Source organism: Micromonospora sp. AB353 (assembly GCF_049538395.1).
Classification (GTDB): domain Bacteria; phylum Actinomycetota; class Actinomycetes; order Mycobacteriales; family Micromonosporaceae; genus Micromonospora; species Micromonospora aurantiaca.
Window position 1 is genome coordinate 217,341 of sequence record NZ_JBMVFV010000001.1, and the last position, 26,075, is coordinate 243,415.

18 protein-coding genes, 1 pseudogene and 1 riboswitch are annotated in these 26,075 nt (G+C 73.4%); of the genes and pseudogenes, 8 read left to right on the plus strand and 11 right to left on the minus strand.

From position 1 onward, the window contains the following. Window position 1 precedes the first annotated feature (1 nt). Window positions 2-1,570, minus strand: a complete 1,569-nt coding sequence (locus ACPCK6_RS01035) for a glycosyltransferase family 2 protein (protein ID WP_396880624.1) — start codon at window positions 1,568-1,570, stop codon at window positions 2-4. Further along, on the minus strand, window positions 1,567-3,186 hold the full coding sequence (locus ACPCK6_RS01040) for a glycosyltransferase family 4 protein (RefSeq protein ID WP_423480057.1): 1,620 nt from the start codon (window positions 3,184-3,186) through the stop codon (window positions 1,567-1,569). Before ACPCK6_RS01040 ends, ACPCK6_RS01035 begins: the two co-directional genes overlap by 4 nt. A gap of 229 nt (window positions 3,187-3,415) precedes the next feature. Here ACPCK6_RS01040 and ACPCK6_RS01045 point away from each other — a divergent pair, with 229 nt between their 5' ends. Further along, window positions 3,416-4,606, plus strand: coding sequence for a putative hexosyltransferase (locus ACPCK6_RS01045; RefSeq protein WP_423480058.1), 1,191 nt, complete (start codon window positions 3,416-3,418; stop codon window positions 4,604-4,606). A 3-nt stretch (window positions 4,607-4,609) separates the two neighbouring features. Here ACPCK6_RS01045 and ACPCK6_RS01050 read toward each other — a convergent pair whose 3' ends face one another. Beyond that, window positions 4,610-6,523, minus strand: coding sequence for a DUF6311 domain-containing protein (locus tag ACPCK6_RS01050; protein WP_423480059.1), 1,914 nt, complete (start codon window positions 6,521-6,523; stop codon window positions 4,610-4,612). Window positions 6,524-6,962: 439 nt separating this feature from the next. Here ACPCK6_RS01050 and wecB point away from each other — a divergent pair, with 439 nt between their 5' ends. From wecB to ACPCK6_RS01065, 3 genes are read left to right on the plus strand one after another with little or no spacing between them, the layout of a single operon-like run. After that, the gene (gene wecB / locus ACPCK6_RS01055) at window positions 6,963-8,048 is read left to right on the plus strand and encodes a non-hydrolyzing UDP-N-acetylglucosamine 2-epimerase (RefSeq protein WP_396880628.1); all 1,086 of its coding nucleotides are present in this window, start codon (window positions 6,963-6,965) and stop codon (window positions 8,046-8,048) included. A gap of 34 nt (window positions 8,049-8,082) precedes the next feature. Further along, on the plus strand, window positions 8,083-9,495 hold the full coding sequence (locus tag ACPCK6_RS01060; RefSeq protein WP_318333313.1) for a glycosyltransferase family protein: 1,413 nt from the start codon (window positions 8,083-8,085) through the stop codon (window positions 9,493-9,495). Continuing rightward, window positions 9,492-11,615: a glycosyltransferase family 1 protein gene (locus tag ACPCK6_RS01065; protein WP_396880629.1), complete on the plus strand. Its 2,124-nt coding sequence runs from the start codon at window positions 9,492-9,494 to the stop codon at window positions 11,613-11,615. Before ACPCK6_RS01060 ends, ACPCK6_RS01065 begins: the two co-directional genes overlap by 4 nt. Before the next feature lie 61 nt (window positions 11,616-11,676). On the opposite strand, the gene ACPCK6_RS01070 is transcribed toward ACPCK6_RS01065, so the two are convergent. The 5 genes from ACPCK6_RS01070 to ACPCK6_RS01090 form a co-directional block, all read right to left on the minus strand. Continuing rightward, on the minus strand, window positions 11,677-13,269 hold the full coding sequence (locus ACPCK6_RS01070; protein ID WP_396880630.1) for a glycosyltransferase: 1,593 nt from the start codon (window positions 13,267-13,269) through the stop codon (window positions 11,677-11,679). Between the two features lie 98 nt (window positions 13,270-13,367). Further along, the gene (locus ACPCK6_RS01075) at window positions 13,368-15,047 is read right to left on the minus strand and encodes a glycosyl transferase family 1 (RefSeq protein WP_423480060.1); all 1,680 of its coding nucleotides are present in this window, start codon (window positions 15,045-15,047) and stop codon (window positions 13,368-13,370) included. Then, window positions 15,044-16,069: a Gfo/Idh/MocA family protein gene (locus ACPCK6_RS01080; protein ID WP_135239217.1), complete on the minus strand. Its 1,026-nt coding sequence runs from the start codon at window positions 16,067-16,069 to the stop codon at window positions 15,044-15,046. The genes ACPCK6_RS01075 and ACPCK6_RS01080 overlap by 4 nt, the downstream gene beginning before the upstream one ends. After that, complete coding sequence (locus tag ACPCK6_RS01085; protein WP_423480061.1) at window positions 16,066-17,172, minus strand: DegT/DnrJ/EryC1/StrS family aminotransferase; 1,107 nt, start codon at window positions 17,170-17,172, stop codon at window positions 16,066-16,068. Before ACPCK6_RS01085 ends, ACPCK6_RS01080 begins: the two co-directional genes overlap by 4 nt. Before the next feature lie 151 nt (window positions 17,173-17,323). Continuing rightward, a complete protein-coding gene (locus ACPCK6_RS01090; RefSeq protein ID WP_396880633.1) occupies window positions 17,324-17,956 on the minus strand; it encodes a TetR/AcrR family transcriptional regulator in 633 nt (210 codons plus the stop codon). Window positions 17,957-18,111: 155 nt separating this feature from the next. On the opposite strand from ACPCK6_RS01090, the gene ACPCK6_RS01095 reads away from it, so the two are divergent. From ACPCK6_RS01095 to ACPCK6_RS01110, 4 genes are all read left to right on the plus strand, one after another. After that, window positions 18,112-19,014: an ABC transporter permease gene (locus ACPCK6_RS01095; protein WP_194800887.1), complete on the plus strand. Its 903-nt coding sequence runs from the start codon at window positions 18,112-18,114 to the stop codon at window positions 19,012-19,014. After that, window positions 19,007-19,807, plus strand: a complete 801-nt coding sequence (locus ACPCK6_RS01100) for an ABC transporter ATP-binding protein (RefSeq protein WP_135239213.1) — start codon at window positions 19,007-19,009, stop codon at window positions 19,805-19,807. The genes ACPCK6_RS01095 and ACPCK6_RS01100 overlap by 8 nt, the downstream gene beginning before the upstream one ends. A gap of 104 nt (window positions 19,808-19,911) precedes the next feature. After that, window positions 19,912-21,414, plus strand: coding sequence for a D-ribitol-5-phosphate cytidylyltransferase (locus ACPCK6_RS01105; RefSeq protein ID WP_396880634.1), 1,503 nt, complete (start codon window positions 19,912-19,914; stop codon window positions 21,412-21,414). A gap of 19 nt (window positions 21,415-21,433) precedes the next feature. Then, window positions 21,434-23,110, plus strand: coding sequence for a CDP-glycerol glycerophosphotransferase family protein (locus ACPCK6_RS01110; RefSeq protein ID WP_423480062.1), 1,677 nt, complete (start codon window positions 21,434-21,436; stop codon window positions 23,108-23,110). Between the two features lie 37 nt (window positions 23,111-23,147). On the opposite strand, the gene ACPCK6_RS01115 is transcribed toward ACPCK6_RS01110, so the two are convergent. From ACPCK6_RS01115 to ACPCK6_RS01125, 3 genes and pseudogenes are all read right to left on the minus strand, one after another. Next, complete coding sequence (locus tag ACPCK6_RS01115) at window positions 23,148-23,894, minus strand: alpha/beta fold hydrolase (protein WP_396880636.1); 747 nt, start codon at window positions 23,892-23,894, stop codon at window positions 23,148-23,150. Between the two features lie 269 nt (window positions 23,895-24,163). Next, window positions 24,164-25,018 carry a C39 family peptidase gene (locus ACPCK6_RS01120; RefSeq protein WP_423480063.1) on the minus strand — a complete coding sequence of 285 codons (855 nt, stop codon included), beginning with the start codon at window positions 25,016-25,018 and terminating at the stop codon, window positions 24,164-24,166. Between the two features lie 189 nt (window positions 25,019-25,207). Next, window positions 25,208-25,350, minus strand: a riboswitch (cyclic di-AMP (ydaO/yuaA leader). A gap of 308 nt (window positions 25,351-25,658) precedes the next feature. Continuing rightward, window positions 25,659-26,075, minus strand: a pseudogene (locus ACPCK6_RS01125) (hypothetical protein); the annotation flags it as partial.

The window sequence follows — 26,075 nt, forward strand, 5'->3', positions numbered from 1 at the left end:
ACTACTTTCCTCCAGAGGGCCAGATTCGGCGCAGGCGGGCAAGGAACCGACCGGGGGTCACCGGCGTGATCGCGACGATCACCTGGCCCTTGTGGTTCGTGGTGGGCGTGACGAGGTGCCAGCGGACACCGCGCCGGGCCACCAGCCGGGGTGCGGAGACCGGGCTGTCGGTGCGCAACGGCGCCGAGCCCGTCCCGCCCAGGGCGGAGACCTCGGCGCGTACGATACGACGCTCACCAGTCCCCGCGACGACCGCCAGCAACCGGTCCACCGCGAAGTCCGTCCGTACGACGGTACCGGGGCCGGACGCCTCGACCGACGTGACACCCGTCAGATCGCCCACGCTGACCCGCAGCGCCTCCGCGCTCAACTCGGCCAGCTCGGCCCAGCGGCTGCGCGCGGTGACCACCAGGGCCCGGGCCCCGGCGGCGTCGCGTCCCCAGGCCAGCCCGGTCGCGGTCAGCTTGGCCAGTATCGCGGCGGCGCGGTCGGTGACGTCGTACCAGTCGTCCGGGTAGCCGAACGCCGGGTCGCGGAAGCCGACCTGGCCGGCGTACCAGCGGTCGCCCTCGATGATCACCTCGGGCAGCGACCGGTCGGCGTGCTGGCCGACGATCGTGCGCAGCGCGTCGAGGTCGCCGTCACGCGCCACCGCGACCCGCAGCCGCTCCTCCGGCGCCATCCGGGCGGTCACCCCGTCGGTCAGGTACGCCTCGGCGAGCTTGCGGATCCGGTCGTGGACCTGCCGCTGCACGTCCGGGGAGAGGGCGAGGAACTCCGCGCGGAGCAGCTTCGCCACCTCCCAGGTGAAGTGACGCACCAGCACCGCGTCCCGCCGCGGGCCGGGCTCGATCAGCCCGGCGACGAAACCGACGAGTTCCTCGGCGCAGCGCAGCCGCTCCTCGAACCGGCTGGCGTACGTGATGTTCTGGGCGTTGTCCCGCTTGACCGCGTAGTAGTACTCGTAGTCGCCGAGGACCGACACCTTCTTGGCCCGGAAGCACGCCTCCAGCGTGAACGGCTGGTCGCTGCCCATCGGCATGTCCGTGCGGTACCGCAGGCCGTGCCGTTCGATCAGATCCCGCCGGAACAGCTTGGTGTTCGACAACGACCAGGGCAGGTCGCTGCCGAACAGGTCGAGCCGCTCCTGGGTGGTGGCGTAGACGGCCTGGTGCACGTAGCGCTTGTTGGTGCCGACCATCCGGCCCAGCACCACGTCGGAGTCCCACCGGTCGGCGGCGTCGACCAGGCGCTCCAGCGCCTCCGGGCCGAGGTGGTCGTCCGAGCCGATGAAGAAGACGTACCGGCCGCGGGCGTGGTCGAGCGCCACGTTGCTCGGCGCCGCCGGGCCGCCGGAGTTGGCCTGGTGCAGCACCCGGACCGTGCCCGGGTACCGCTTGGCGTAGCGGTCGAGTTCGGCGCCGCTGCCGTCGGTGGAGCCGTCGTCGACGGCGACGACCTCCAGCCGGTCCAGCCCGATGGTCTGCCCGACGAGCGAGTCCAGGCAGGCGGTCAGGTACGGCATGGTGTTGTAGACGGCGACCACCACTGTCACGTCCGGCACGCTCACGCCCCCACCTCCACCTGCGCCGGCTCCACCGGTGCGTGCGCCGCCGGCGCCGGCCGGGGCGGTGCGTCCGGCAGCAGCCGCGAGTAGACCTCGTCGAGCACCCGCGCCTGCGCCTCCCACGTCCAGCCGGCCAGCAGGCCCGGCCGGTCGTACGCGGCGCGGTACCGCTGCGGGTCGGCGAGCACCGCGGTGACCGCGCGGACGAAGTCGGCCACGTCCTCGGCGCGGAACACCTCGCCCTGACCGGTCTCCCGGACAGTCTCGGCCATGGTGCGCACGTCGGAGACGACCAGCGGCAGACCGGCGTGTGAATACTCGAAGAACTTGGTGATCAGCGCGATCTCGTGGTTCGGCCAGTGCTGGATCGGGATGACGCCGACCTGCGCGCCGCTGAGGAACCGGACGACCTGGTGGTGCGGCACGTACGGCAGCACGTGCACCCGGTCCGCCACGCCCAGCTCGCCGGCCCGGGTGACCAGGCCCCGGACGTACGCCGAGTCGGGCTTGTTCACCACGAACGCAACGTGCGCGCCGGGCAGCCGGGGCAACGCCTCGACCATCACGCCGAGGCCGCGCTTGGCGGCGGCCACCCCGCTGTAGACGAGCAGCGGCTCGTCCGGCCCGAGCCCGCAGCGGGCGCGGATGTCCGGCACCGGCTCGGCCGGGTCGGCCGGCAGCTCGTCCACCGCCGGGGCGTTCAGCACGACCGCCGGCCGTTCGGCCAGCCCGTGCTCGGTGCGCAGCAGGTCGGCCAGGCCACCGGAGACGGTCATGGTGGCGTCGGCGTACGGCACGTACTCCCGCTCGTGCGCCACGTTGCCGGGTAGCCAGCGGGCGTTGTCGCGCCACGGCTGCACGCCGGGAAGATATTCGTGGGCGTCCCAGAGCAGGGCGATCCGGCGGCCCTTCGCGGCGGCCCGGACCTTCGCGCGGGCGCCGACGCCGAGCATCCGGAAGTCGTTGGCGTGGATCAGGTCCGGCGCCAGCTCGTCGACCACCGGGCCGTAGGCCAGCTCGTAGTCCCACAGGCCCGGCTCCAGGCGCCGCCACGCGCCGTCGCCGCGCAGCCCGCGCCAGAACATCGTGTACGCGCGGTCCCACGGGCCGTCCAGCTTGCGGCCCTTGCGGGCCCGGGTGAGCTGACGGTTGCGGAAGCCGACCCACTTGCGGGTCAGGCCGGACAGCTTCTCCTCGGCGCGCAGCGCGGCCCAGGGCAGCCCGCCCGGCCGGCCCACGCCGGACTCGCGGGCCGCGACGGTGAGCGCCGCCCGGCGTACCGCCAGGTCCGCGCGCCAGGCCTTGACCGCCTGGGTACGGTGCGCCGCGATGCCGCTGGGCGGATAGGCGAGCGGGTGCCGCAGCCAGGCCCGGCGGAACTCGTGCCGGCGGCGGGCCAGCGGTTCGGGCATCGGCACGAGGCGTACCTCGGCGGCGCCGAGGCGCCAGCTCCGCGGGCTGCCGACCGGCGCCCGGCCGAGCAGCACGACGTCCCAGCCGGCGTCGGCGGCGGACCGGGCCGCCTTCTGCACCCGGGAGTCACCGATGACCCCGTTGTCCACCAGCATCACGACCCGTCCCCGGGTGCCCGCCGCTGCGGTCGTGCCGTCAGATCCCATTCCTGCCCGTTTCGTCGTCGCCAGCACCGCGCCCGCGGACCCGAGCGAGTCTACGACAGCGGATCGGGCCCGGACGCCCGCCGCCGCCGGTGCCCCCCGACCTGCTGTGACTGTTGCTACCCTCCACCCTGTTCAACGACCGGCGCCCGCTCCGGGTCGTTCGCCGGGTCGCCGGCCGCGCCACGCGGGCCCTCGGCCAACCCCAGCTCAGCGCGAACGGGACCGCACAATGGACGTGGTGACCACCGAGGAACCCCGCCGGCCCGCACCAGCCCCGGCGATCGAGCCCGCCACAGCCGGTCGCGCCCGGCCCGGCCCCGTCCGGCGGCTGCGCGACGCCGCCCGGGACGCGGCGCCCGCGCTGGCGGTGTACGCGGTGATCCGGCTGATCGGTGTGGCGGCCGTGTACGTCTGGGCGCGGTCGCTGAACCTCTCCCCGGTACGCGAGCTGACCCTGTCCGACGCGACGTACTACCTCGCCATCGCCCAACGGGGCTACGACGGGTACGAACGGGTGCAGAGCGACATGGCGTTCTTCCCGCTCTACCCGGCCCTGATCGGCGTGGTGGAACGGGTCACCCCGCTCGGCCCGCGTACCGCCGGGCTCGCCGTGGCCACGCTCGCCGGCCTGGTGGCGGCCTGGGCGCTGTACGCGATCGGCTCGTACCTGCACGACCGGCGTACCGGCGTGGTGCTCGCCGCGCTCTGGGCCGCGCTGCCGCACGCCGTCGTGCAGTCGATGGCCTACAGCGAGACGCTGTTCACCGCGCTGGCCGCGTGGACGCTGTACGCGCTGCTGCGCCGGCACTGGCTGACCGCGGGCGTGCTCTGCCTGTTCGCCGGCCTGACCCGGCCCACCGCCTCGTCACTGATCCCGGTGGTCGGCCTGGCCGCGCTGCTGGCGGTGGTCCGGCGCCGGGACGGCTGGCGGCCGTGGGTGGCGATGCTGCTCGCCCCGGCCGGCTGGCTCGCCTACCTGGCCTGGGTGGGTGTCCAGACCGGGCGGCCGGACGGCTGGTTCCACATCCAGTCCGCCGGCTGGCGCAGCCACTTCGACTTCGGGGTGGACACGTTCCAGCGGGGACGCGAGGTGCTGGCGGTGTCCGCCACGCCGCAGATGCTCGTGGTGAGCGTGGTGCTGCTGCTGGCGCTGATGTTCTTCGTGCTGAGCGTGATCGACCGCCAGCCCTGGGAGTTGCTGCTGTTCAGCGGGCTGATGATCGTCACCACGCTCGGCGCGGCGGGCTACTACCACTCCAAGGCGCGGTTCCTGGTGCCGGCGTTCGCGCTGCTGCTGCCGGCCGCCGTCGGCCTGGCCCGGGCCGGGCGGGCCCGGGCCGTCACCGTACTGGTCGCGCTCACCGCGTTCTCGACCTACTTCGGCGGCTACCTGCTGCTCATCTGGACCCGGTCGCCGTGACGCTCACCGGGTGAGCGGGCGGACGTCCCACAGCCAGACGTCCGCCACCCGCCGGCCCGGCCCGTAGAGCGCGTCGAGCACCACCTTGAGGTCATCGTGGCGGCGGGCCCGATCCGGCAGCGCCACCGCGTCGGCCTTCCAGTGCCGCACGTCGGCGCGGGCCTGCTCGACGTCGGCCGGGCCGACAGCGGTGTCCCGCTGGCCCCGCGACACGGCGGTGAGCAGCTTCGCGGTCGGCTGCGGTTCGACGCCCCACCGGCCGGTGTTGTCGGTCTTGGAGACCGGCCCGAGGAAGTACCCCTCCGGTACGGCGAAGCCGGCCAGCGCGGCGGAACTCCAGTACAGCGACGTCATGCCGTCGACCGGGACCGGCACCAGGGTGCGGCCGGGGGCGACGTGCTCCTTCCAGACGCCGGCGGTGACGAAGTCCGGCACCGGGTTGCGCCCGCGCGCCTCCAGCGGGGTGGGCAGGATCGGCAGCAGCGCGGCGAACAGCGCCACAGCGGCCAGGCGCGGCACCAGCCGGGACTGGCCGGGCTCGTCCGCCCGTACCCGGGCCACCCGGTCCCCGGCCACCGCGAACAGCACGCCGAGCGCCACCGTGGTGATCAGCGCGAACCGGGACACCACCACCGAGTCGAACACCGGCAGCTCGGACACCAGCGCGAACGGCGCCGGCACGTCGGTGCGGCGGGTGCCCACGGTCCAGGTGGTGCCGATCGAGAAGACCGCCGAGATCAGCGCGACCACGGCGAGCACCCGGACCACGATCTCGCGGCGCAGCCACAGCGCGGCGCCGATCGCGAGGATCACCACCGACCAGCCGTAGAAGCTGGCCTGCTCGGTGGTGTTCGGGCCCCAGCGCAGGGCGCTGGTGGGGCTGCCGGCCACGGACTCGGTGGCATACCGCACGAACGAGCCGAGGGTCAGCGCGTAGACGTCCGGGTCGCCCGGGTGACCGACCCGGTGCTGCGGGCCGGCGAACTGCATCCACAGCGGGTACGCGGAGGCGGCACCGACGAGCACGCCGGTGATGGCGAGCCCGCCGAGCATCGGCCCGGCCCGGCGCAGCGCCTCCCGCGGCCGGAAGATCACGTAGCCGACGACCATCATCAGGCAGCCGAGCGCGGTCAGGAACAGGATCTCCAGGCTCACGAAGAACTGCGCCACCACGAGCGCTCCCAGCACCAGGCCGTTGCGCACCGGGCGGCCGTCCCGGGCCAGCCGGATCACCTGCCAGAGGATGAACGGCACCAGCCACTGGGCGGTGATGTGCGGGTGGCCGTTGCTGTGCGACACCAGCGCCGGCGCGAACGCGCAGAACAGGCCGCCGGCGAAGGCCGCCGCCCGGGACGAGACCAGGTTGCGGGACAGCACGTGGTACCAGGCGTACGCGGTGCCGGCCAGGTTGAGCGTGATGAACAGCAGGTACGCGAACGGCGCGCCGAACAGCAGGGTGACCGGGGACAGCACCAGCCCGGGTAGCTGCATGCCGACGTTCGTCATGAGGTTCACGCCGTCCGGGGCGTTCTGCAACGAGGTGAAGAACGGGTTCTCCAGGTTGCTGACCGCGTGCGCGGCGTACGCCAGCATCCACTCGTTGAAGCCCTGGTCGTTCGGGCGGCTGCCGAGCAGCCGTCCGTCGGGGTTCACCCAGCCCCGCGCGGTCACCCAGAACGCGCCGGCCAGGTAGATCGCCGCGACCAGCAGATCCGGCCGCATCCGGTGCCACCGCCCGGGGCGGTCGGCACGCTCCGCCGCGGTGGTCTCCGGCTGCGCCTGCTGCTGCGGCGCGGCCTCGGCGGGCCGGTCCGCGCCGTCGGCGGCCGGCGGCTTCGCGGTCTCGTCGGTGGCGTCGGCCACCGATCCACCGGCGTCTGCGGTGCGGGTACGGGTCTCGGGCCCGGGGGCGGTCATGGCGCCGTAGTGTACGCAAGCCGGGCTGCGGCGCCGGGCCAGGCTCGCCCGGCCCGGTGAAGACTCGGCGACGATCCCCCGGCGGCGGGACGTACCGGCGGTGACCGGGCGGTGCCGCGGCGGCGACGAGCCGACGGGCCGGCGCCCGCCGGACCGGGGTGATCCGGCCGGTTCGGTTAGGCTGGTCCCTCGTGTCCCGTTCCACGCCACCGGTCACCGTGCTCCCCGTCGGGGCGGCGGCGTCCGGTGACGGCGGGTGGCCCGGCCCACCATCGCGTACCGGCCGCGTCCGCGTACGTCGTCCGGCGGCGGGTGGGGCACTACTATTCCTAGGGCCTGCGGGCACCGGCCCGGCCACCCGGCCGGGGTCCACGGCCTCCCGACTCGGGCGGCGGCCGGTCCGCACCGAGAATCCGTCGCAGATCACGAGGAGTCACGTGTGAAGGTCGTCAGCATCGTCGGCGCCCGACCGCAGTTGGTGAAGCTGGCGCCCATCGCGGCGGCGTTCGCCGAGGACGGGTGCGAGCACGTGATCGTGCACACCGGCCAGCACTACGACGCCGACCTGTCCGACGTCTTCTTCTCCGGCCTCGGCATCCCCGACCCGGACGTGCACCTGGGGATCGGCTCCGGCAGCCACGGCGTGCAGACCGGCAACACCCTGGCCGCCCTGGACCCGGTGCTCGCCGCCGAGGCGCCGGACTGGGTGCTGGTGTACGGCGACACCAACTCGACGCTGGCCGGCACGCTGTCGGCGGTCAAGCAGCACCTGCGGGTGGCGCACCTGGAGGCCGGGCTGCGGTCGTTCAACCGGCGGATGCCGGAGGAGCACAACCGGGTACTCACCGACCACGCCGCCGATCTGCTGCTCGCCCCCACCGAGGAGGCCGTCCGGCACCTCGCCACCGAGGGCCTGGCCGCCCGTACCGAACTGGTCGGCGACGTGATGGTGGACGTCTGCCTGCGGGTCCGCGACGACGTGGCGCGGGGCGGGCAGCCCCGCCCGGCGCTGCCCGACGGCATCGACCCGGACGCGCCGTACCTGCTCGCCACGCTGCACCGCGCGGAGAACACCGACGACCCGAAGCGGCTCGCCGCGCTGCTCGACGCGCTCGCCGACCTGCCCGTGCCGGTCGCGCTGCTGGCCCACCCGCGGCTGGTCGCCCGCGCCGACCAGCACGGGCTGAAGCTGACCCGGGGCGCGCTGCACGCGGGCCGGCCGCTGCCGTACGCAGGGATGGTGGCCGCCGTGGCCGGCTCCGCCGGCGTGGTCACCGACTCGGGCGGCCTCCAGAAGGAGGCGTACCTGCTGGACCGGCCGTGCACCACGCTGCGCACCGAGACGGAGTGGGTCGAGACGCTCGCCGACGGCTGGAACGTGCTGGTGCCGGATCCGCGCGAGCTGGGCGCCAACTGGGCGGCCACCGCGACGCGTCCCGCCCCGGAGGCGCCGCGCGGCACCCCGTACGGTGACGGCCGGGCGGCCCGGCGGGTCGCCGAGACGCTGCGACGGCACCTGGCATGACGACGCGCCCCCTCCTCACGATCGGTTATCAGCGATGACCAACCACACCGTCCCGCTCCCCCGCTCGCGCGGCGGGAGGCGGCCGCACGCCATCTACCTCGCGATCGGCTTCCCGCCCGCGGCGAAGAGCAGCGCGTACCGGCTGCGCGAGACGGCGAACCAGTTCGTCGCCCAGGGCTGGGACATCACCGTCATCACGATCTGCCAGCAGGCGTGGGAGCGGGAGTACGGCCTGGACCACACGCTGTCGGAGAAGGTCGACCCGCGGGTGCGGGTGGTCGAGCTGCCGCTGATCCGGGAGGACCTGGAGACCGACATCAGGGCGTTCTCCGAGGAGCGTTCGCTGGACCCGGCGGGCTGGATCAAGCGGCTGCGCAAGCGCGAGCAGCAGGCGTTCCCGGAGCCGGTGTTCGGCGGCTGGCGGTACGAGCTGGAGAAGGCGGTGCTGCGGCTGCACCGCGAGCACCCCGCCGACCTGCTGCTCGCCTCCTGCGCCCCGTACGTGAACCTGGCGGCCACCCGGAAGCTGTGGGAGGAGCACAAGGTCCCGTACGCGGTCGACTTCCGCGACGGCTGGTCGCTCGACGTGATCGGCGGCGGCGAGGCGTTCACCCGCGACTCGGTCTCCGGCCGGTGGGAGTCCACGGTGCTGGAGAACGCGCTCGCGGTGTGGTGCGTCAACGACCCGATCGCCGGCTTCTACCGGGAGCGGTACCCGCACCTGGCCGACCGGGTGCACGTGGTGCGCAACGGCTACGACGAGGACAGCCTGCCGGACATCTCCGGCCGCTCGCCGGACCCGGCGGCCGGGCTGACCTTCGGCTACCTGGGCTCGGTCAACTTCAGCCCGGCGTTCCTGGAGTCGGTGCTGGACGCCTGGCGCATCGCCCGGCGCGACGACCCGCTGCTGGCCCGCTCCCGGTTCGAGGTGCGCGGGCACATCGGCGCGGGCGCGTCGCGTGAGGCCAACCGGCACATGGACCTGCTCAAGGAGGCCGCCGTCGACGGGGTCAGCTTCGGCGGCCCGGTGCCGAAGGCGGAGCTGGCGGCCACGTACGGCTCCTGGGACGCGCTGGTGCTGATGCTCGTCGGTGGACGGTTCGTCACCTCCGGCAAGGTGTACGAGTTCATGGCCAGCGGCCTGCCGGTGCTCTCCGCCCACGACGTCGACCACGACGCCAGCAACGTGCTCGCCGGCCATCCGCTGTGGACCGGTGCGGTCGGGCTCGACCCGCACCGCCTCGCCGGCTCCTTCGTGGAGGCCGGCCGGCTCGCCCTGAAGGCCACCGACGCGGACCGGGCCGCCGCCCGGGATCTGGCCCGCCGTTTCGCCCGGCCCGCTGTGCTCGCCCCGGCGGTCCGCCGCCTCACCGAACTCGTCCGGCCCACCGGCGCCGGCGCGGCCACCCCGGCCACGACCTCCTCGACGGGAGATGCCCGACAGTGACCACAGTGCTCATCGTGGCCGCCGCCGCACCGAAGCAGCCGGCCGTGCTGATCGAGGCGCTGGAACGTTTCCGCAGCCGCGGCGCCCGCGTCACGGTGGCGTGCTTCTTCGACAGCGAGGAACTCCCGGTCGACCCGGCGCTGGCCGAGGTGCGGTCGTTCGTCGTACCCGCCGAGAAGCGCGACGCCCGGCTGCGGCGGGCGCTCGGCCGGGCGCAGGCCAACCGCAAGATCTGGCTGCACGCGCAGCGCCACGCCTGGCTGCGGCAGCGTTTCCGGTCCGCCGACCTGCTGGTGGCGCTGGACCCCCGGTCGGTCTACACGGTGTGGGAGATGGCCCAGCGCAACACCCGCGCCGGCGCGCACTTCGGGCTCGTGCCGGCGCAGCGGGCGCTCGACGCGCCGCGTACCGAGCCGGTCGGCAAGCGGCTGGAGCGGCAGGTCGCGGCGGCTGCCGGCATCGGCACCCGGGGCGCCAAGCGGGCGGCGGTGGAGACGGTGCGCACCACCGTCCAGAAGGCGACCGGCCAGCGGATCATGAGTAACCCGGCCGGTGCCTGGTTCTGGTCCCGCGCGGTGGCCGCGCCCCGCGTACCGGACCGGCTGCGCAGCAAGCTCGCGGTACGGCTGCACGACAGCGCGGTCAAGGCGGGCCGCCCGGCGGTCGCCGCCCGGACCGCCGCGGCCGCGGTCAGCCGGATCAACAGCGCCGCCACCCGGGCGGACGTGCTCACCAAGGCCGCGCAGGGCGAACTGGCCCTCGGGCACGTCCCGTCCGGGCTGCACGACGCGATCCGCGCCCAGCTCGCGCTGGCCGACGCCCGGCTGGCGAAGGATCCGAAGAAGGCCGCCGCGGCGGTGTCGCGGGCGTGGAGCCTGGCGTCCAACCGGGTGCTGCACTTCGACCGGCTATCCTCGCCGATGAGCGACGACCCGGGCGCCTTCCTGGCGCCGTTCCGGGAGAGCGCGGCGGCGCGGAAGCTGTCCGAGCCGCGGGGCCGGCTCGCCCCGGCCGCCCCGGCGCCCACCGACCGGCCGCTGCGGCTGCTGGTCACCACGCTGATCAACGACAACTTCCTCCAGGAGATCCTGGAGCGCTACCGGGGCATGCCGAACGTGGAGGTCCGTTTCCTGGACCTGTACGAGGATCCGGTGACCCGTCCGCTGGCGCTCAGCGGCAGCACCGTGATGGAGCACCTGCTCGGCGCCGAGTCGACGTACGGGGCCAAGATCGAGGAGTGGCTGCGGCCGCACCTGGACTGGGCCGACACCGTGTTCGTCGACTGGTGCCAGGCCACCGCCGCGCTGTTCACGCTGCACGACCCCGGGACGGCCAGGATCATCGTCCGGCTGCACAGCTTCGAGGCGTTCAACTTCTGGCCGCACCTGGTGGACTTCTCCCGGGTCGACGACGTCGTCTTCGTCTCCGAGCACCTGCGCGACCTGTCCACCGCGGTGCTGCCGCAGCTCACCGGCGAACGCGCCCCCCGGCTGTGGGTGGTCGACAACGCGATGGACCTGCAGCGCTACCCCCGGGCCAAGCCGGCCGACGCCCGGTTCACGCTCGGCTTGGTCGGGTTCAGCTCGGTGGCGAAGGACCCGCGGTGGGCGATCGACGTCCTGCGGAAGCTGCGGGAGCACGACGAGCGGTACAACCTGACGCTCATCGGCAGCAACTTCAACAACCGCACCAGCAAGCCGGCGAAGGACTACGGCCGGCTGCTCGCCAAGGACCTGGCCGAGCTGGAGCCGCTGGGCGCGGTCCGGCGCTACGGGCAGACCGACGACGTGCCGGGTGCGCTCCAGGAGGTCGGCGTCATCCTCAGCACCTCGGTGCGGGAGAGCTTCCACTGCGGTCTGGTGGAGGGCGCGGCGAGCGGCGCGGTGCCGGTGGTGCGGGACTGGCCGTTCTTCGCCGGCAAGCCGCACGGCGCCCGTACCCTCTTCCCCGCCGACTGGATGGCGGACACCCCGGCGGAGGCGGCGGAGCGGATCCTGGCCGTCACCGCGACCGAGCAGGCGTGGGCGGACGCCGGCCGGGCCGCCTCGGAGCACGTGCTGAAGACCTGGGACTGGGCCGTCACCCAGGCCGACTACGACCGGCTGCTGCTGGGCGACTGAGCAGGCGCAACGAGTGCGGGGCCCGGCCGGTCGGCCGGGCCCCGCTGTCGTTCTCCGCCGGTCAGCGCACCGGCACCGCCGTCCGCTGGTTCGGCACCGCCGTGACGGCGGTGTCCGCCGCCGCCGGCCGCACCGGGCCGGGGTGGTTCGGCAGCAGCCGGGTGTAGACCTCGTCCATCACCCGGGCCTGCGCCTCCCAGGTCCACTGCTCCAGCACACCCGGCCGGTCGTACGCGGCCCGGTAGCGCTGCGGGTCGGCCAGCACGGTACGCACCGCCCGGACGTAGTCGTCCAGGTCCTCGGCCCGGAAGACCTCGCCGTGCCCGGTGGCCCGGGTCGCCTCGGCCATCGTCCGCACGTCGCTGACCACCATCGGCAGGCCGCCGTGGGCGTACTCGAAGAACTTGGTGATCAGCGCGATCTCGTGGTTCGGCTTGTGGTGGATCGGGATGACGCCGAGGTCGGCCGGGGCGACGAACGCGGACACCTGCCAGTGCGGCACGTACGGCAGCAGGTGCACCCGGTCGGCCACGCCCAGTTCGGCGGCCAGCTCCTCCAGCTCGTACATGATCGGGGCCTTGCCGTTGGGGTGCACCGAGACCAGCGCGACGTGCGCCTCGGGCATCCTGGTGAGCCCCCGGATCATGATGTCCACGCCGCGCGACGGGTTGATGCCGCCGCAGTAGACGTGCAGCGGCGTGCCGGCGTCGATCCCGCACATCGCGCGGATGTCCGGCACCGGCGTGGCCCGCTGTTCGGCGGTGAGCGACCGCGGCGGCGCGTTCAGCACCACGGCCGGCTGCTCGGGCAGGTCGTGGCTCTCCCGCAGCAGGTCGGCCAGCGTGGACGAGACGGTGATGACCGCGTCTGCGTACGGCGCGTGCTCCCGCACGTAGGCGATCTGGGCGGGCAGCCAGCGCAGGTTGGCCGGGCGGCCGATGATGCCGGGGACGAACTCGTGCGCGTCCCAGAGCAGCTTGACGTCCCGCCCGCCGGCCCGGGCCCGCATGACCGCCCGGGCGCCGACGCCGAGCATCCGGAAGTCGTGCGCGTGGATCAGGTCCGGCCGCAGCTCGTCCACCACCGAGGCGAACGCCAGCTCGAAGTCCCACAGTTCCGGGTCCAGCCGGCGCCAGGCCCGGTCGCCGTGCACCCGCTGCCAGAACCGCAGCGCGGCACGGTCGAGCCGCGAGTCCGGGTTCTGCTGGCTCTCCTGGAGCCGCCGCAGCTGCGCCGAGCGGAACTTGACCCACCGGAACATCGTCTTGTTGAGGAAGTACGGCGCGGCGAGCCGGGCCTTGCCGGCCAGCTCGGCGAGGCGGGGCCCGCCCGCCGCGCGGTTCACCTTGATCTCGGAGAGACGGAACGTCAGGTCGTCCCGGCGGGCCCGCAGCGTGTTCAGCCGCCGCTTGGCGTCCGGCCCCGGCTTGTACGCCAGCGGGCGGCGCAGCAGCGCGCGGCGGTACGCGACCGGGTGCGTCAGCCGCCGGGGCATCCGGATCAGGCGGACCTCGGCGTCGCCGATGCGCCAGGTGTCCTCGGTCGCCGCGCCCTTGAGGATGCCGACCAGGATCACCTCCCAGCCGGCCTCGGCGGCGGAGCGGGCGGCCTTCTGCACCCGGGAGTCGCCGTGGACCCCGTTGTCGACCAGCATCACCACCCGTCCCCGGGTCGGTCGGGCATCGCTACTCGGGACAGCTTGCATCGGGTGCTTCTCCTCGTTGGCGGGGCGGTGCACGGACGGTCGGCGGATCACCGGAGGAAGGCGTCGAATGCCTCGGCGGTCCGCCGGCCGTCGTGGTGGTCACGGACGTAACGCGCACCCTCCGCGGCCAGGGCGACCGCGGCGGGCCTGTCGTCGAGCAGCGACTCGATCGTCTTGACGAGCGTGCCGGGTGTGGCGTTGGCGATCGGCGGCTGGACTCCGGCGGCCCGGTGCGGTCCTTCACTCACGTACGCCACCACGACCTTGCCGGCGGCCATCCCCTCGCAGGAGAAGGTGCCGTAGCTGCCCATCACCAACTGGTCGACCACGATGTCGCAGTCCTGCACCAGGCGGCGCATCTCGCTGTGCGGCAGACCCTCCACCAGGCGCAGTTCGATGATCCGTCGATCGTGCAGCTCCTGCAACCTGGGCAGCAGCCGGTCGGTGCCCTTGGTCCAGCGGTTCGACGGGGCGTGCAGCACCACCGGCCGGGTGCGTTCCAGCACCGGGCGGTCGCAGGCCCAGGCGTCCACGTCCACGATCAGCGGCGCCCAGGTGGCGAACGGCACGTCGTCCAGCAGGTCCGGCGTGGTCACGAAGAACGGCAGGCCGCTCTCCTGTGCGGTACGCCGGTTCTGCTCGGCCACCACGGTGAGCCGCTCGCGTAGTTCCTCCGGGGCGTCCCGGAACGCGGACTCGGCGTGCCGCTCCAGGTGCGCGCCGGGGTGGCGGATCTCACTGCCGTGCGCCAGCAGCGCGACCTTGAGCCGGGCCCGGCGCAGCGCGGGCAGGTCCGCGGCGATGTCGTCGCCGTTGAGCCGGCCGAGCACCGGGCGGAACGCGTCCACGATCAGGTGCGTGTAGAAGCCGAGCACCCGCGCGGCCTGCTGCACCTGCACGTCGAGCCGGTGCTCGCCGGGGAAGTGCAGATACCGGTCGGCCGGGTAGCGGTAGGTGGCCGGTGGCTTGGCGACGACCAGCTCGATGCCGACGTCCGCCCGCGCGGCGCTGATCGCCACCGCGAGGGCGGAGAGCTGCCCGGCGTAGTTCGCCGTGCCCAGACCCAGCCGGACCGGCCCGGCGCCGAGCGCCCGCCACCGGCCCGGGGTGCCGGCCTCGACCGGCGCGACCGCCGGCTCCTGCGGCTCCGGCGCGTCGCCGCCCCGCTGCCAGGCCCGTTCCACCGCCTTGGCGAAGGAGGGCACCGAGCCGGGCGCGTAGAAGTCGCCGACCCGGTGGCGGGCCAGGTGCTCGCGGACCACCCGGTTGTCGGCGGCGACGATCCGCAGGCCGGCGGCGAGGCAGGTGTCGAGCAGCCCGAGACCGGCGTCCGGCGCGAACCCGAACACGGCCACGTCCCCCGAGGCGAGGAACGCGGCCGTCATCGTGCGCGGGCGCGGCACCGGGTGGACCCGGCGTCGGGCCTTACCGGCCCGGCGGACCAGGTCCTGGACGGCCGCCTGCTCCGCCGGGTCGCAGACCAGCGCCAGGTGGAACTCGGGCAACCGGGCCAGGGCGCGCAGCACGCCGTCCAGTGCCCGGTCGCCGGTGATCCCGCCGGCGTGCACCAGCAGCGGCGTGCCGGCGGGAAGTTCACACAGTTCGCGTACCGAAGGGGTCTCCCAGGGGCGCGTGCCGGCGGCGGCCCGGCGGAGCGCGATGCGCCACCGCCGGGGAATCCGCCGCCGCACCGCGGAGACCGTCCGCCGCACCGGCGCCGGGCTCATCGCAGTGCCGGCTCCGCGTCGCTGCCGCTGGCCGCGACGGACACGACCTTGCCGTCGGCGGACGACTCCAGGAGAGCGGCCGCGACCTGCACGGTACGCAGGCCCTGCCGCAGCGTGACGATGTCGCTCTGCTTGCCCTCGACCGCGTCCCGGAAGCGCTCGTGCTCGACCAGCAGCGGCTCGCGCTTCGGGATGGCGTAGCGGACCATGTCGCCCTCGGCCACGCCGCGGAACGCGCGCAGCGCCTCCCACTCGGTGTCGATGGCGGCGTTGGCGTAGAACGTCAGGTCGGCGGTGAGCGTGTCGGCCACGAAGCAGCCCTTGTCGCCGGTGACCACAGTGGACCGCTCCTTGAGCGGGCTGAGCCAGTTCACCAGGTGGTTGACCATCGTGCCGTCGGAGAGCTGGCCGACCACGGCGACCATGTCCTCGTGCAGCCGGCCGCTGCGCGAGACGGTGCGGGCGGCGACCGAGGCGTACTGCCGGCCGGTCACCCAGGCGGTGAGGTCGATGTCGTGGGTGGCCAGGTCCATCACCACGCCGACGTCGGCGATCCGGTGCGGGAACGGGCCCTGGCGCCGGGTCACGACCTGGAACACCTCGCCCAGCTCGCCCGCCTCCAGGCGGGTCCGCAGGCTCTGCAGCGCCGGGTTGTAGCGCTCGATGTGGCCGACGCCCGCGACCAGGCCGGCGTTCTCGAACGCCTCGACCAGCCGGGTGGCCGCGTCGACGGACTGGGCCAGCGGCTTCTCGATGAGCGCGCAGACGCCGTTGGCGGCCAGCTCCATGCCGATCGGCTCGTGCAGCGCCGTCGGGCAGGCCACCACCGCGTAGTCGACGCCGAGGGCGAGCAGGTCGCTCAGCTCGGGTACGACCGGGGCGCGCAGCGTGCCGGTCACGTCGCCGGCCGGGTCGACCACGCCGACCAGCTCGACGCCGTCCAGGTTGGACAGCACGCGGGCGTGGTTGCGCCCCATCGCGCCGAGGCCGATCAGGCCGGCCCGCAGCTTCCGTGCGCTCATCGGGCACCCCCGGCCAGGTTCGCGCCCTCGGCGATGCGCTCCAGCTCGGCCTGGCTCAGAGACGGGTGCACCGGCAGCGAGACCACCTCGGCGGCGGCCCGCTCGGTCTCCGGCAGGTCCCACGCGCCCGGCTTGCCGTCCACGAGGTACGGCTTGAGCCGGTGGATCGGGGTCGGGTAGTAGACCGCGTTGCCGATGCCCAGCTCGGTGAGGCGGGCCTGGGCGGCGTCCCGGTCGCCCCGCACCCGCACCGTGTACTGGTGGTAGACGTGCTTGGCGCCGTCGGCGACCGGCGGGGTGACCATGCCGGTGATCGCCGAGTCGAGGAACTTGGCGTTGGCGCGGCGCTGCTCGGTCCACTCGGCGAGCTGGGTGAGCTGCACCCGGCCGATGGCGGCGGCGACGTCGGTCATCCGCATGTTGGCGCCGACGATCTCGTTGGCGTACCGCTGCTCCATGCCCTGGTTGCGCAGCAGCCGCAGGGTGCGGGCGAGGTCCGCGTCGGCGGTGGTGATCATGCCGCCCTCGAGGGAGTGCATGTTCTTCGTCGGGTAGAAGCTGAAGCAGCCGGCGGTGCCGAACGCGCCGACCGGGGTGCCGTTCAGCTCGGCGCCGTGCGCCTGCGCGGCGTCCTCGACCACGGCGAGGCCGTGCTGCTGCGCGATCTCCATGATCCGGTCCATCGCGGCCGGGTGGCCGTAGAGGTGCACCGGCATGATCGCGACCGTCTTCGGCGTGATCGCCGCGGCGACCGCCTCCGGGTCGACGCAGAAGCTGCCCGGCTCGATGTCCACGAAGATCGGCTCGGCGCCGACCAGCCGGACCGCGTTACCGCTGGCGGCGAAGGAGAACGAGGGGACGATGATCTCGTCGCCCGGGCCGAAGCCGAGCGCCATCAGCGTCAGCTGGAGCGCGGAGGTGCCGGAGTTGACGGCGACGCAGTGCCGGCCGGCGACCAGGTCGCCGAACTCCTCCTCGAACGCCGCGACCTCGGGGCCCTGCACGACCCGGCCGCTCCGCAGCACCCGGACGGCCGCCTCGATCTCGGCTTCGCCGATGATCGGCCGTGCGGGGGGAATGAACTCTGGATGCGGCCCGGCCATGGGGCTTCCTCCTGTCGACGCGTGGTTCATGGGAGACATTTCGGGGGATCGTACCGCTCTGTCGGGAAAACCAGCCGTTCGCACTGATTGTCCGACCGGTTGTGACCTTCTGTTCATGATCGGCGACGGACCTCCGGGGGCGGCCCGGGGCTCACACTTCCACCTCGTCGCGCACAGGCTCCACGCATGCTACCCGCAGGGCGGCGACGATCGCGGCCGCCATCCGGGGCACCTCTACGGGCTCCAGCGGGGCTCGGGAGATCGCCATCCGCCAGTAGACCGGACCGACGATCAGATCGACGGCGGCCCGCCTGTCGGTGGCCGGGGACAGCTCGCCGCGCTCGACCGCGCGGCCGATCAGGATCCGGCCCACCGCCTGCTGGTAGTCGTCCAGGGCGGCCTGCAACTTCTCCGCGATCTGCGGGTTGCGGGCCGCCTCGGCCAGCAGGTCCGGGATGATCTGCGCGGCCAGCCGGTGACGCAGTGCACGCGCCATCACGTGCAGCAGGATCTCCAGGTCACCGAGGAGGCTGCCGGTGTCCAGCAGCGGGATGTTCCGGCCCGCCACCGCCGAGACCATGTCCAGCACCAGATCGAGCTTGGAACGCCAGCGGCGGTAGATGGCGGTCTTGCTCACACCGGCCCGGCGGGCCACCGCCTCGATCGAGAGGCGACCGTAGCCGACCTCGGCCAACTCCTGCATCACGGCGGCGCGGATGGCACTGGTGATCTCCCCGCGCAGCACCGCCGCGCCGGCCGGAGCACGCCTCTTCTCGGTCGTCACGTGGAACAATGTAGCGCAACGACGGTACGGTTGCGTCCCGACGTTCGGTGGACTACCTTCCATGCAGCAGCGAGGCGGCTCCTCCCCGCCCGGCCACGCTGGATCTCATTCACCGCACTGCTCCCCATCAGCACGAAAGATCGGAGCGCCTGAACATGGCCAACACCGCGGTGGCCGACCCCGAATCCGGACTGACCCGGGCCCAGCTGGCCCAGCGGTACGGGCTACGGGTGGCCGGGGAACGACCCGCCCTGGGCGAGTACGCCCGCCGGTTGTGGGCGTACCGGCACTTCATGACCGCGTACTCCCGGGCGAAGGTCGCCTCCTCGCTGAGCAACACCCAGCTCGGCCAGCTCTGGCAGGTGCTGACACCGCTCACCAACGCGGCCGTCTACTTCCTGATCTTCGGCGTCATCCTGGGCCAGCACCGGAACGTGCCGAACTTCATCGCGTACCTGTGCACCGGCGTCTTCATCTTCATCTTCACGCAGACCGCGGCCTCGAACGGCGTCAGCGCGATCACCGGCAACCTCGGCCTGATCCGGGCGCTCCAGTTCCCCCGGGCGGCGCTGCCGATCACCGTCACGCTGGTGCAGCTCCAGCAGCTGCTCATGTCGATGGTGGTGCTGGCCGGCATCGTGCTCGTCACCGGCGAGCCGCTCACCTTCCGCTGGATCCTGATCGTCCCGATGCTGCTGCTCCAAACGATCTTCAACGTCGGGCTGAGCATGGTCATGGCCCGCCTCGGTTCCAAGGCCACCGACCTCAAGCAGGTCATGCCTTTCGTGATGCGCACCTGGCTGTACGCCTCCGGCGTCCTCTACCCGGTGACGCTCATCCGCGAGCACCTGCCGCCGTGGGCGGCGAACATCCTGGAGTGGAACCCACCGCTGGTCTTCATCGAGCTGGCTCGCTACGCACTGCTCGACTCGCACCAGGCGCACCTGGTGAGCTCCCCGGCGAAGCTCTGGGCGCTCGGGGTGTTCTGGGCGATCGTGATGGGCGTCGGCGGGTTCGTCTACTTCTGGCGCGGAGAGAAGGAGTACGGCCGTGGCTGAGCAGACCCTGCCGTTGAACGCCGGCCCGGTGACCGACTCGGGCCGCGTCCCCACAGTGGTGGTGGACGACGTGCACGTGATCTACCGGATCCACAAGGGCGCGACCGGCGGCACCACACCGGTCTCCGCGCTCAAGCGGATCGTCTCCCGCACCAAGGCGCCGAACATCCGCGAGGTGCACGCGGTCAAGGGCGTGAGCTTCACCGCGTACGAGGGTGAGGCGATCGGCCTGATCGGCAGCAACGGCTCCGGCAAGTCCACACTGCTGCGGGCCATCGCCGGGCTGCTCCCGCCGGCCCGCGGCGCCGTCTACACGCAGGGCCAGCCGTCGCTGCTCGGCGTCAACGCCGCGCTGCTCAACGACCTGTCCGGTGAGCGCAACGTGGTGCTCGGGTGCCTCGCCATGGGCATGCACCCGGACGAGGTCAAGAAGATCGCCCCGGAGATCATCGAGTTCTCCGGGATCAACGAGCGCGGCGACTTCGCCTCGCTGCCGATGCGCACCTACTCCTCCGGCATGGGCGCGCGGCTGCGCTTCGCGATCTCCTCGGCGAAGAAGCACGACGTGCTGCTCATCGACGAGGCGCTGGCCACCGGCGACCGCAAGTTCCGGGTCCGCAGCGAGCAGCGGGTCCGTGAACTGCGCGACAGCGCCGGCACGGTCTTCCTGGTCAGCCACTCGATCGGCTCGATCCGGGACACCTGTGAGCGGACCATCTGGCTGGAGAGCGGCGTCCTGAAGATGGACGGCCCCACCAAGGAGGTCTGCGACGCGTACGAGAACCAGAAGTAGCGCCCCGGAGCGCACCGCACCGGGTTCCGCCCGGAGCGGTGCGCTCCCGCGTACGCGTTAAGGTTTTCGGACCCATCCCCTTTCACCCAGAGTGAGGTACGGCAATGACGCAGGACCACACCACCGCACCGGACGCCGCGCCGGCGAGCCCGGCACCCTGGCGCCCCGCGCGTACGGTGGCCGTGATCCTCGCCGGGGGGACCGGTACGCGCCTCGGGCTGGGCATCCCCAAGCAGCTACTCAAGATCGCCGGTAAGCCGATCATCGAGCACACCCTGGCCGTCTTCGAGGCCGCGCCGGAGATCGACGAGATCATCGTGCTGATGGCCACCGGCCACGTCGACGACGCGCGGCGCATCGTCGCCGACGCCGGCTTCCGCAAGGTCACCAAGGTGATCGAGGGCGGCGAGACCCGCAACGACACCACCCGGATCGCGCTCGACGCGGTCGGCGAGGGCGACGTCAACATCCTCTTCCACGACGCGGTCCGCCCGCTGGTCAGCGCCCGGATCGTGCGTGAGTGCGTGAACGCGCTCTGGACCTACTCGGCCGTCGACGTGGCCATCCCGTCCGCCGACACGATCATCCAGGTCGACGCGGACGACTGCATCACCGACATCCCGGTCCGTTCCCGGCTGCGCCGCGGCCAGACCCCGCAGGCGTTCCGCTCCGGCACCATCCGTGAGGCGTACCGGCGGGCCGAGGGCGACCCCGGCTTCGCCGCCACCGACGACTGCGGCGTGGTGCTGCGCTACCTGCCCGGCACGCCGATCAAGGTGATCGACGGCTCGGACGAGAACATCAAGGTCACCCACCCGGTCGACGTGCACCTGGCCGACAAGCTGTTCCAGCTCGCCGCCGCGCAGGCGCCCCGGCTGACCGACCACCGCAGCTACGCCGAGGAACTGACCGGCCGGACCATCGTGGTCTTCGGCGGCAGCTACGGCATCGGCCACGACCTGGCCGAGCTGGCCCGCTCCTACGGCGCCCAGGTCTTCCCGTTCAGCCGCTCCACCACCGGCACGCACGTCGAGCGCGCCGAGGACGTGGCCGCCGCGCTGAAGACCGCCTTCGAGGCGACCGGCCGGATCGACCACGTGGTGGTCACCGCCGGCATCCTGGAGAAGGGCGCGCTGGCCGAGATGGACTCGGAGACGATGGACCGTCTCCTGCACGTCAACTTCGTCGGCCCGGTCACCATCGCGCGCCAGTCCCTGCCGTACCTCCAGCAGACGAAGGGCCAGTTGCTGCTCTACACGTCCAGCTCGTACACCCGGGGCCGGGCCCGCTACGCGCTGTACTCGGCCACCAAGGCCGCGCTGGTCAACCTGACCCAGGCGCTCGCCGACGAGTGGGCCGAGTTCGGGGTACGCGTCAACTGCGTCAACCCGGAACGCACCGCCACCCCGATGCGGACGCGGGCGTTCGGCGAGGAGCCGGAGCACACGCTGCTCTCCTCCGAGGCGGTCGCGCAGGCGTCCCTGGACGTGCTGATCTCCGAACTGACCGGCCAGGTGGTCGACGTGCGCCGGTCCCCCGGCGAGCAGGTGGCCGCCGTACCGGCCCAGCCGGGCCCGCACCGGTCCGAGCTGTCCGCCGACGCCTGAACCCGACGGGACGTAGCAGATGCGTGGTGACCTGGTCCGCAAGCTGCTCGCCCGGGTGCTGACCACCGGGCTGGCGGTGCTGGCCTTCCTCGTCGTGGCGCTCACCGGCGCCACCGGCTGGGGCCTGGCCCTGGCGGTCGCGGCGCTGGCCGCCACCGCCTGGGAGCGCCGGGTCCGGCCGTCCGCCGACGGGCTCGCCGAGACGGTGCTCGTCGCCGCCGGCATCCTGGTCGGCTACGCCCGTCGCCTCGACGACGGCTTCGATCCGGCGCTCACCGCCACCGCGCTGGTGCTGCTCGGGCTGGTGCTGCTGGTCGGCCCGCTGCGGCAGGCCGGCGCGCTGGAGATCCGCGCGGCGAACCTCCCGGTCCGCACGTGGACACCCGTCGTCGCCGCCCGGCTGGGCGACGCGCTGCTGGTGCTGCTCGCCGTGGTGGCGCTCGCCGCCGCCCTGACGCTGCCGGCCTGGACGGCGCTGGTCGCCACGCTGCTGGTCGGCGCCGGATGCGGGGCGGTCGCGCTGGACCTCGCCCGGCGCCGGTTCCGGCCGCCCGCCGGAGGTGGACCGGTCGGCCGGGCGCTGCGCCGGCACCAGCCCGAGTTCGTGCTGCACTTCTCCGCGCCGCCCGGCTCGGAGTACCAGGTCACCATGTGGCTGCCGTACCTGGAACGGATCGGCCGCCCGTTCCTGGTGGTGCTGCGCGAACCGGAGCTCCTGCCCGCGGTGGCCGCCGCCACCCGCGCCCCGGTGGTCCTCTGCCCCACGCTGAAGGCGCTGGACGAGGCGCTGGTGCCCAGCCTGCGGGTCGCGTTCTACGTCAACCACGGCGCGAAGAACGCCCACCTGATCCGGTTCAACCAGCTCACCCACGTGCAGCTGCACCACGGCGACAGCGACAAGGCCCCCAGCGCCAACCCGGTCTCGGCCATCTTCGACAAGATCTTCGTGGCCGGTCAGGCCGCGATCGACAGGTACGCCCGCGCCGGCGTGGAGATCCCCGCCGACAAGTTCGTCGTGGTCGGCCGTCCCCAGGTCGAGGCCATCGAGGTACGCCGCGAGCCGGTCACCCCGCCGGCGCACCCGACGGTCCTCTACACGCCCACCTGGACCGGGCACCACGCCGACGCCAACTACTGCTCGCTGCCGGTGGCCGAGACGCTGATCCGCCGGCTGATCGACAGGGGTGCCGTGGTGATCCTGCGCGCCCACCCGTACACCGGCAAGAACCCGGCCTCGGCCCGCCAGCTCGCCCGGCTCGCCGAACTGCTCGCCGCCGACCGGGCCAAGACCGGCCGGCCGCACCTGTTCGGCGCCGCCGCGGCCCGCGAGCTGACGCTCACCGAGTGCGTCAACCGCGCCGACGCGCTGGTCTCCGACGTCTCCGGGGTCATCTCCGACTGGCTCTACTCCGGCAAGCCGTACGCGGTCACCGACACCGGTGCCGACGGCGAGCACTTCGTCGAGCGGTTCCCGCTCGCCGCGTCCGGCTACGTGCTGCGGCGCGACATGTCCAACGTGGACGAGGTGCTCACCGACCTGCTCGACGCCGACCCGAAGGCGGCGCAGCGCTGGGCGGCACGCACCCGCTACCTGGGCGACTTCCCCGCCGACGGGTACGCCGAGGCGTTCCTCTCCGCCGCCCGCCGCGAGCTGGAACCCGACTGGTCGGTCCCGGGGCCGCGCGCGACCCGCTAGAGGCGCGCGCCGGCCCGTCGCGGGCCGGCTCACCCGCTCAGAGGTATGGGTCGAGCAGGGCGAGCACCGCCTCCGGATCCTCGACATGCGCGTTGTGGCCCAGCCCGGGCAGCGTCGCCACCGGCACGCCTAGTTCCTTGAGCTGCGCGTCGGTCACCATCGGGTCCAGCTCGCCCCGGGCCAGCAGCACCGGTACGTCGGTGGCGGCCAGCAGCACCGGCAGCCGGGGCTCCCCGACCGCGAACGCGGCCGGGTCCATGGCGAGCCGCCAGCGGCCGTCGGTCCGCCGCAGCCCCGCCTCCACCACCGGATGGTCCGGGGCGAACAGCCCGGCGAGCCCTGATACGCGCAGGTAGCGGCGGGCCGCCTCGTCGCGGGTGGCGAACCAGGTGACCGGCCGGGCGGCCAGCTCCGCCGACTTCGCCAGTTCGGCCGGCGACCAGACCGCCTTGATGCCGAGCCCGACCACCGCGTCGACCGGAAGCCCGCGCTGCCGGGCCGCGAGCGTCAGCGCCACCACCCCGCCGAGCGAGTGCCCGAGCAGCACCAGCCGGTCGTCGGGGCCGAGCCGTACCGGGCCGAGCCCGTCGGCCACGCGCTGGGCCAGCGCCTCGAACGAGTAGCCCGGCAGCGGCGGCGACCAGCCGTGACCGGCCAAATCGGGGGCGAGCCAGCGGCCGGGCCAGCGGCGTTCCAGCAGCGGCGCCCAGGGCAGCCACACCTCGCCGGTGGCACCCATGCCGTGCAGGAGAATCAGGTGCCGCTTCCCCGTCGCATCGCCCATTGGCGCAGTCTGCCACCGCCCGCCCCGGACACGCGAGACCGAACCCCCCGCCCCACCCCACCCTGCCCCGCGCGCCGCCCTCGCGCTCGCCCCGCCCTCACCGTCGATCTTGAAGTTGTGGCACCTTCCATAGCGGGCGAGCCGGGCATACTGGGCGCCACAAGTCCAAGATCGGCGCGCCAAGGCCGCGCGAGGGCCGCGCGGGCGGGGCGGGGACGGGGAAGGCCGGCGCCCCGGGTGGGGTGCCGGCCTTCGGGTGTGCGGAACGGTCAGGCGGAGTAGCCGCGGCTGGCGATCCAGTGCGCCAGGTCGATCGTGGTGACCCAGTACGACGGCAGCGACGGGTCGGCCGAGTCGGCGATCCGCACGGTCCGGCCGTCGTCCTTGTAGCCGACCACGGCGACGTAGTGGCCGCCCGGGAACGAGTGCCAGCCGCCGTTGGTGTCAGTGGCCGTACCGGCGACGTTCGCGACGACCCCACGGCCGTTGCTGATCGCCTCGACCACGTCGGCCTGGAGGCGGTCCATCTGGGCCGGGGTGGCCGAGCCGGGAATCATGCGGGTCCGGTACGGGTTGCCCTTGACCTGCTGGTTGAGCACCCGGGTGGTGTCCTCGGCCGAGTTGGTGCCCATCTCGGTGGTGCCGAGAGGACCGGCGAGCGCGTCCTGGCTGCGCTCGATGCCGGCGGCGCTGAGTGCGTTGCGCACGGCGGCCGGGCCGCAGTAGAAGTAGTTGATCTGCGCCTGGTAGTCGTAGTCGAGCGACTTGCTCGACGGCGGCTTCGGCTTGGCCTTGGGCGTGGTGTCCGGGTCCGCAGTGGCCTTCGCGGACGGGGAGGCGCTCGGCGACGCGCTGGGCGCGGCCGACGCGCTGGGCGACGCCTGCGGTACGGCGATCCGGGCTTCGCTGCGGCTGGCGGGCTGCTCGCCGAGGCGGGCGGCGCCGAGGTCGGCGACCGCGGCGGTGTTCTCCTGGACCGGGGCATCGTCGCCGGCGGTGGCGACGGTTCCGGCGCCGGCGGCCAGCACGAGCGCGGCGGCCGATCCGGCGATGATCTGATACGGGCGTTCGGTGACGATCCGTCGCAGCTGACGCTTCAGGTGGTGCTTCACGAAATCCTCCACGGGGCGTGAGCGGCACACGCCGGCCCGGCACGCGGAGGAACTCACACGTGCTGGCGGGGCCGGATGGCCGGGGATCGGGAACGCCCGTGATGCCGGGCGCCCAGGGGGCGGTTGCCGGGCGCGTCAGGCGCGCGCGGGCACCGCTTCGCCGTGGAGGCGGGGGGACGATCGAGGGGTGGGCACGAGGGGTACTCCTTCCGTGGCCGCCGACCGGGTTAGCTGACGGATTCGGGCGGGAAGTACGCCCTACCGCGGGCCGTGGGCTCGCGGATTCACCCCGATGGTGCTCATGGGTCCCCGGTTCGTGGAACACGATTAGGCGGGTCGGTGCGGCGTCGCCGTCGGCGATCGATTACCGCATCGGACGCGCCGACACTACCGGCGGGTATGTCCCCTGCCAAGCGCTCCCACCTGCATAAACGTGATCCGCGGTAACGGATTTCGGAACACCCGGTTACTGACTTCACTCAATGGGACAAGCAGTTTCGACGGCGCCCGGCGGCGGAAAGCGGACAGACGGCGAGCGCCCGACCGGCAATCGCGGCACTCGATGACCCGTTCTGCGCCCGGTGCCCGTTTCGGTGGCCCGGGTGACCGGGCTCACCACGTTCCGGATAACGATTCGGTCGAGACGGCCGTCTCAGCCGACCCGGGCCGGACGCCAGCGGGCGTTGCGGACCGTCGCGGGCACCGGCTGGGCGCTCGCCGTCGCGCTCCGGTACGCCGGGGCGGGCCGCAACGCGGCGGTGGCCGCGTACGCCTCGGCGGCGAGCGTCCGGGCGGCCTCGGCGGCCAGTTCCGCGTCCCGCCAGGCCGTCCGCTCCCGCGCGGCGGCGCTCTCCCATCCGGCCCGGCGCCCGTCCCTGATGGTGCGGGCGAGCACGATCTCCTGCTCGGCCGGGTGCCGGCGCGGATCCCATCCGTTACGGCGGGCCAGCACGTCGGCGAGCTGACGGGCGGTCAGGTCGCCCCGCCAGTGCGCCGTCATGGCGGCGTGGTGCAGCCAGCGCTCCCGGGCCGCGTACTCGGCGGGGGTGCGCGGTGTGCGCGGGGCGGG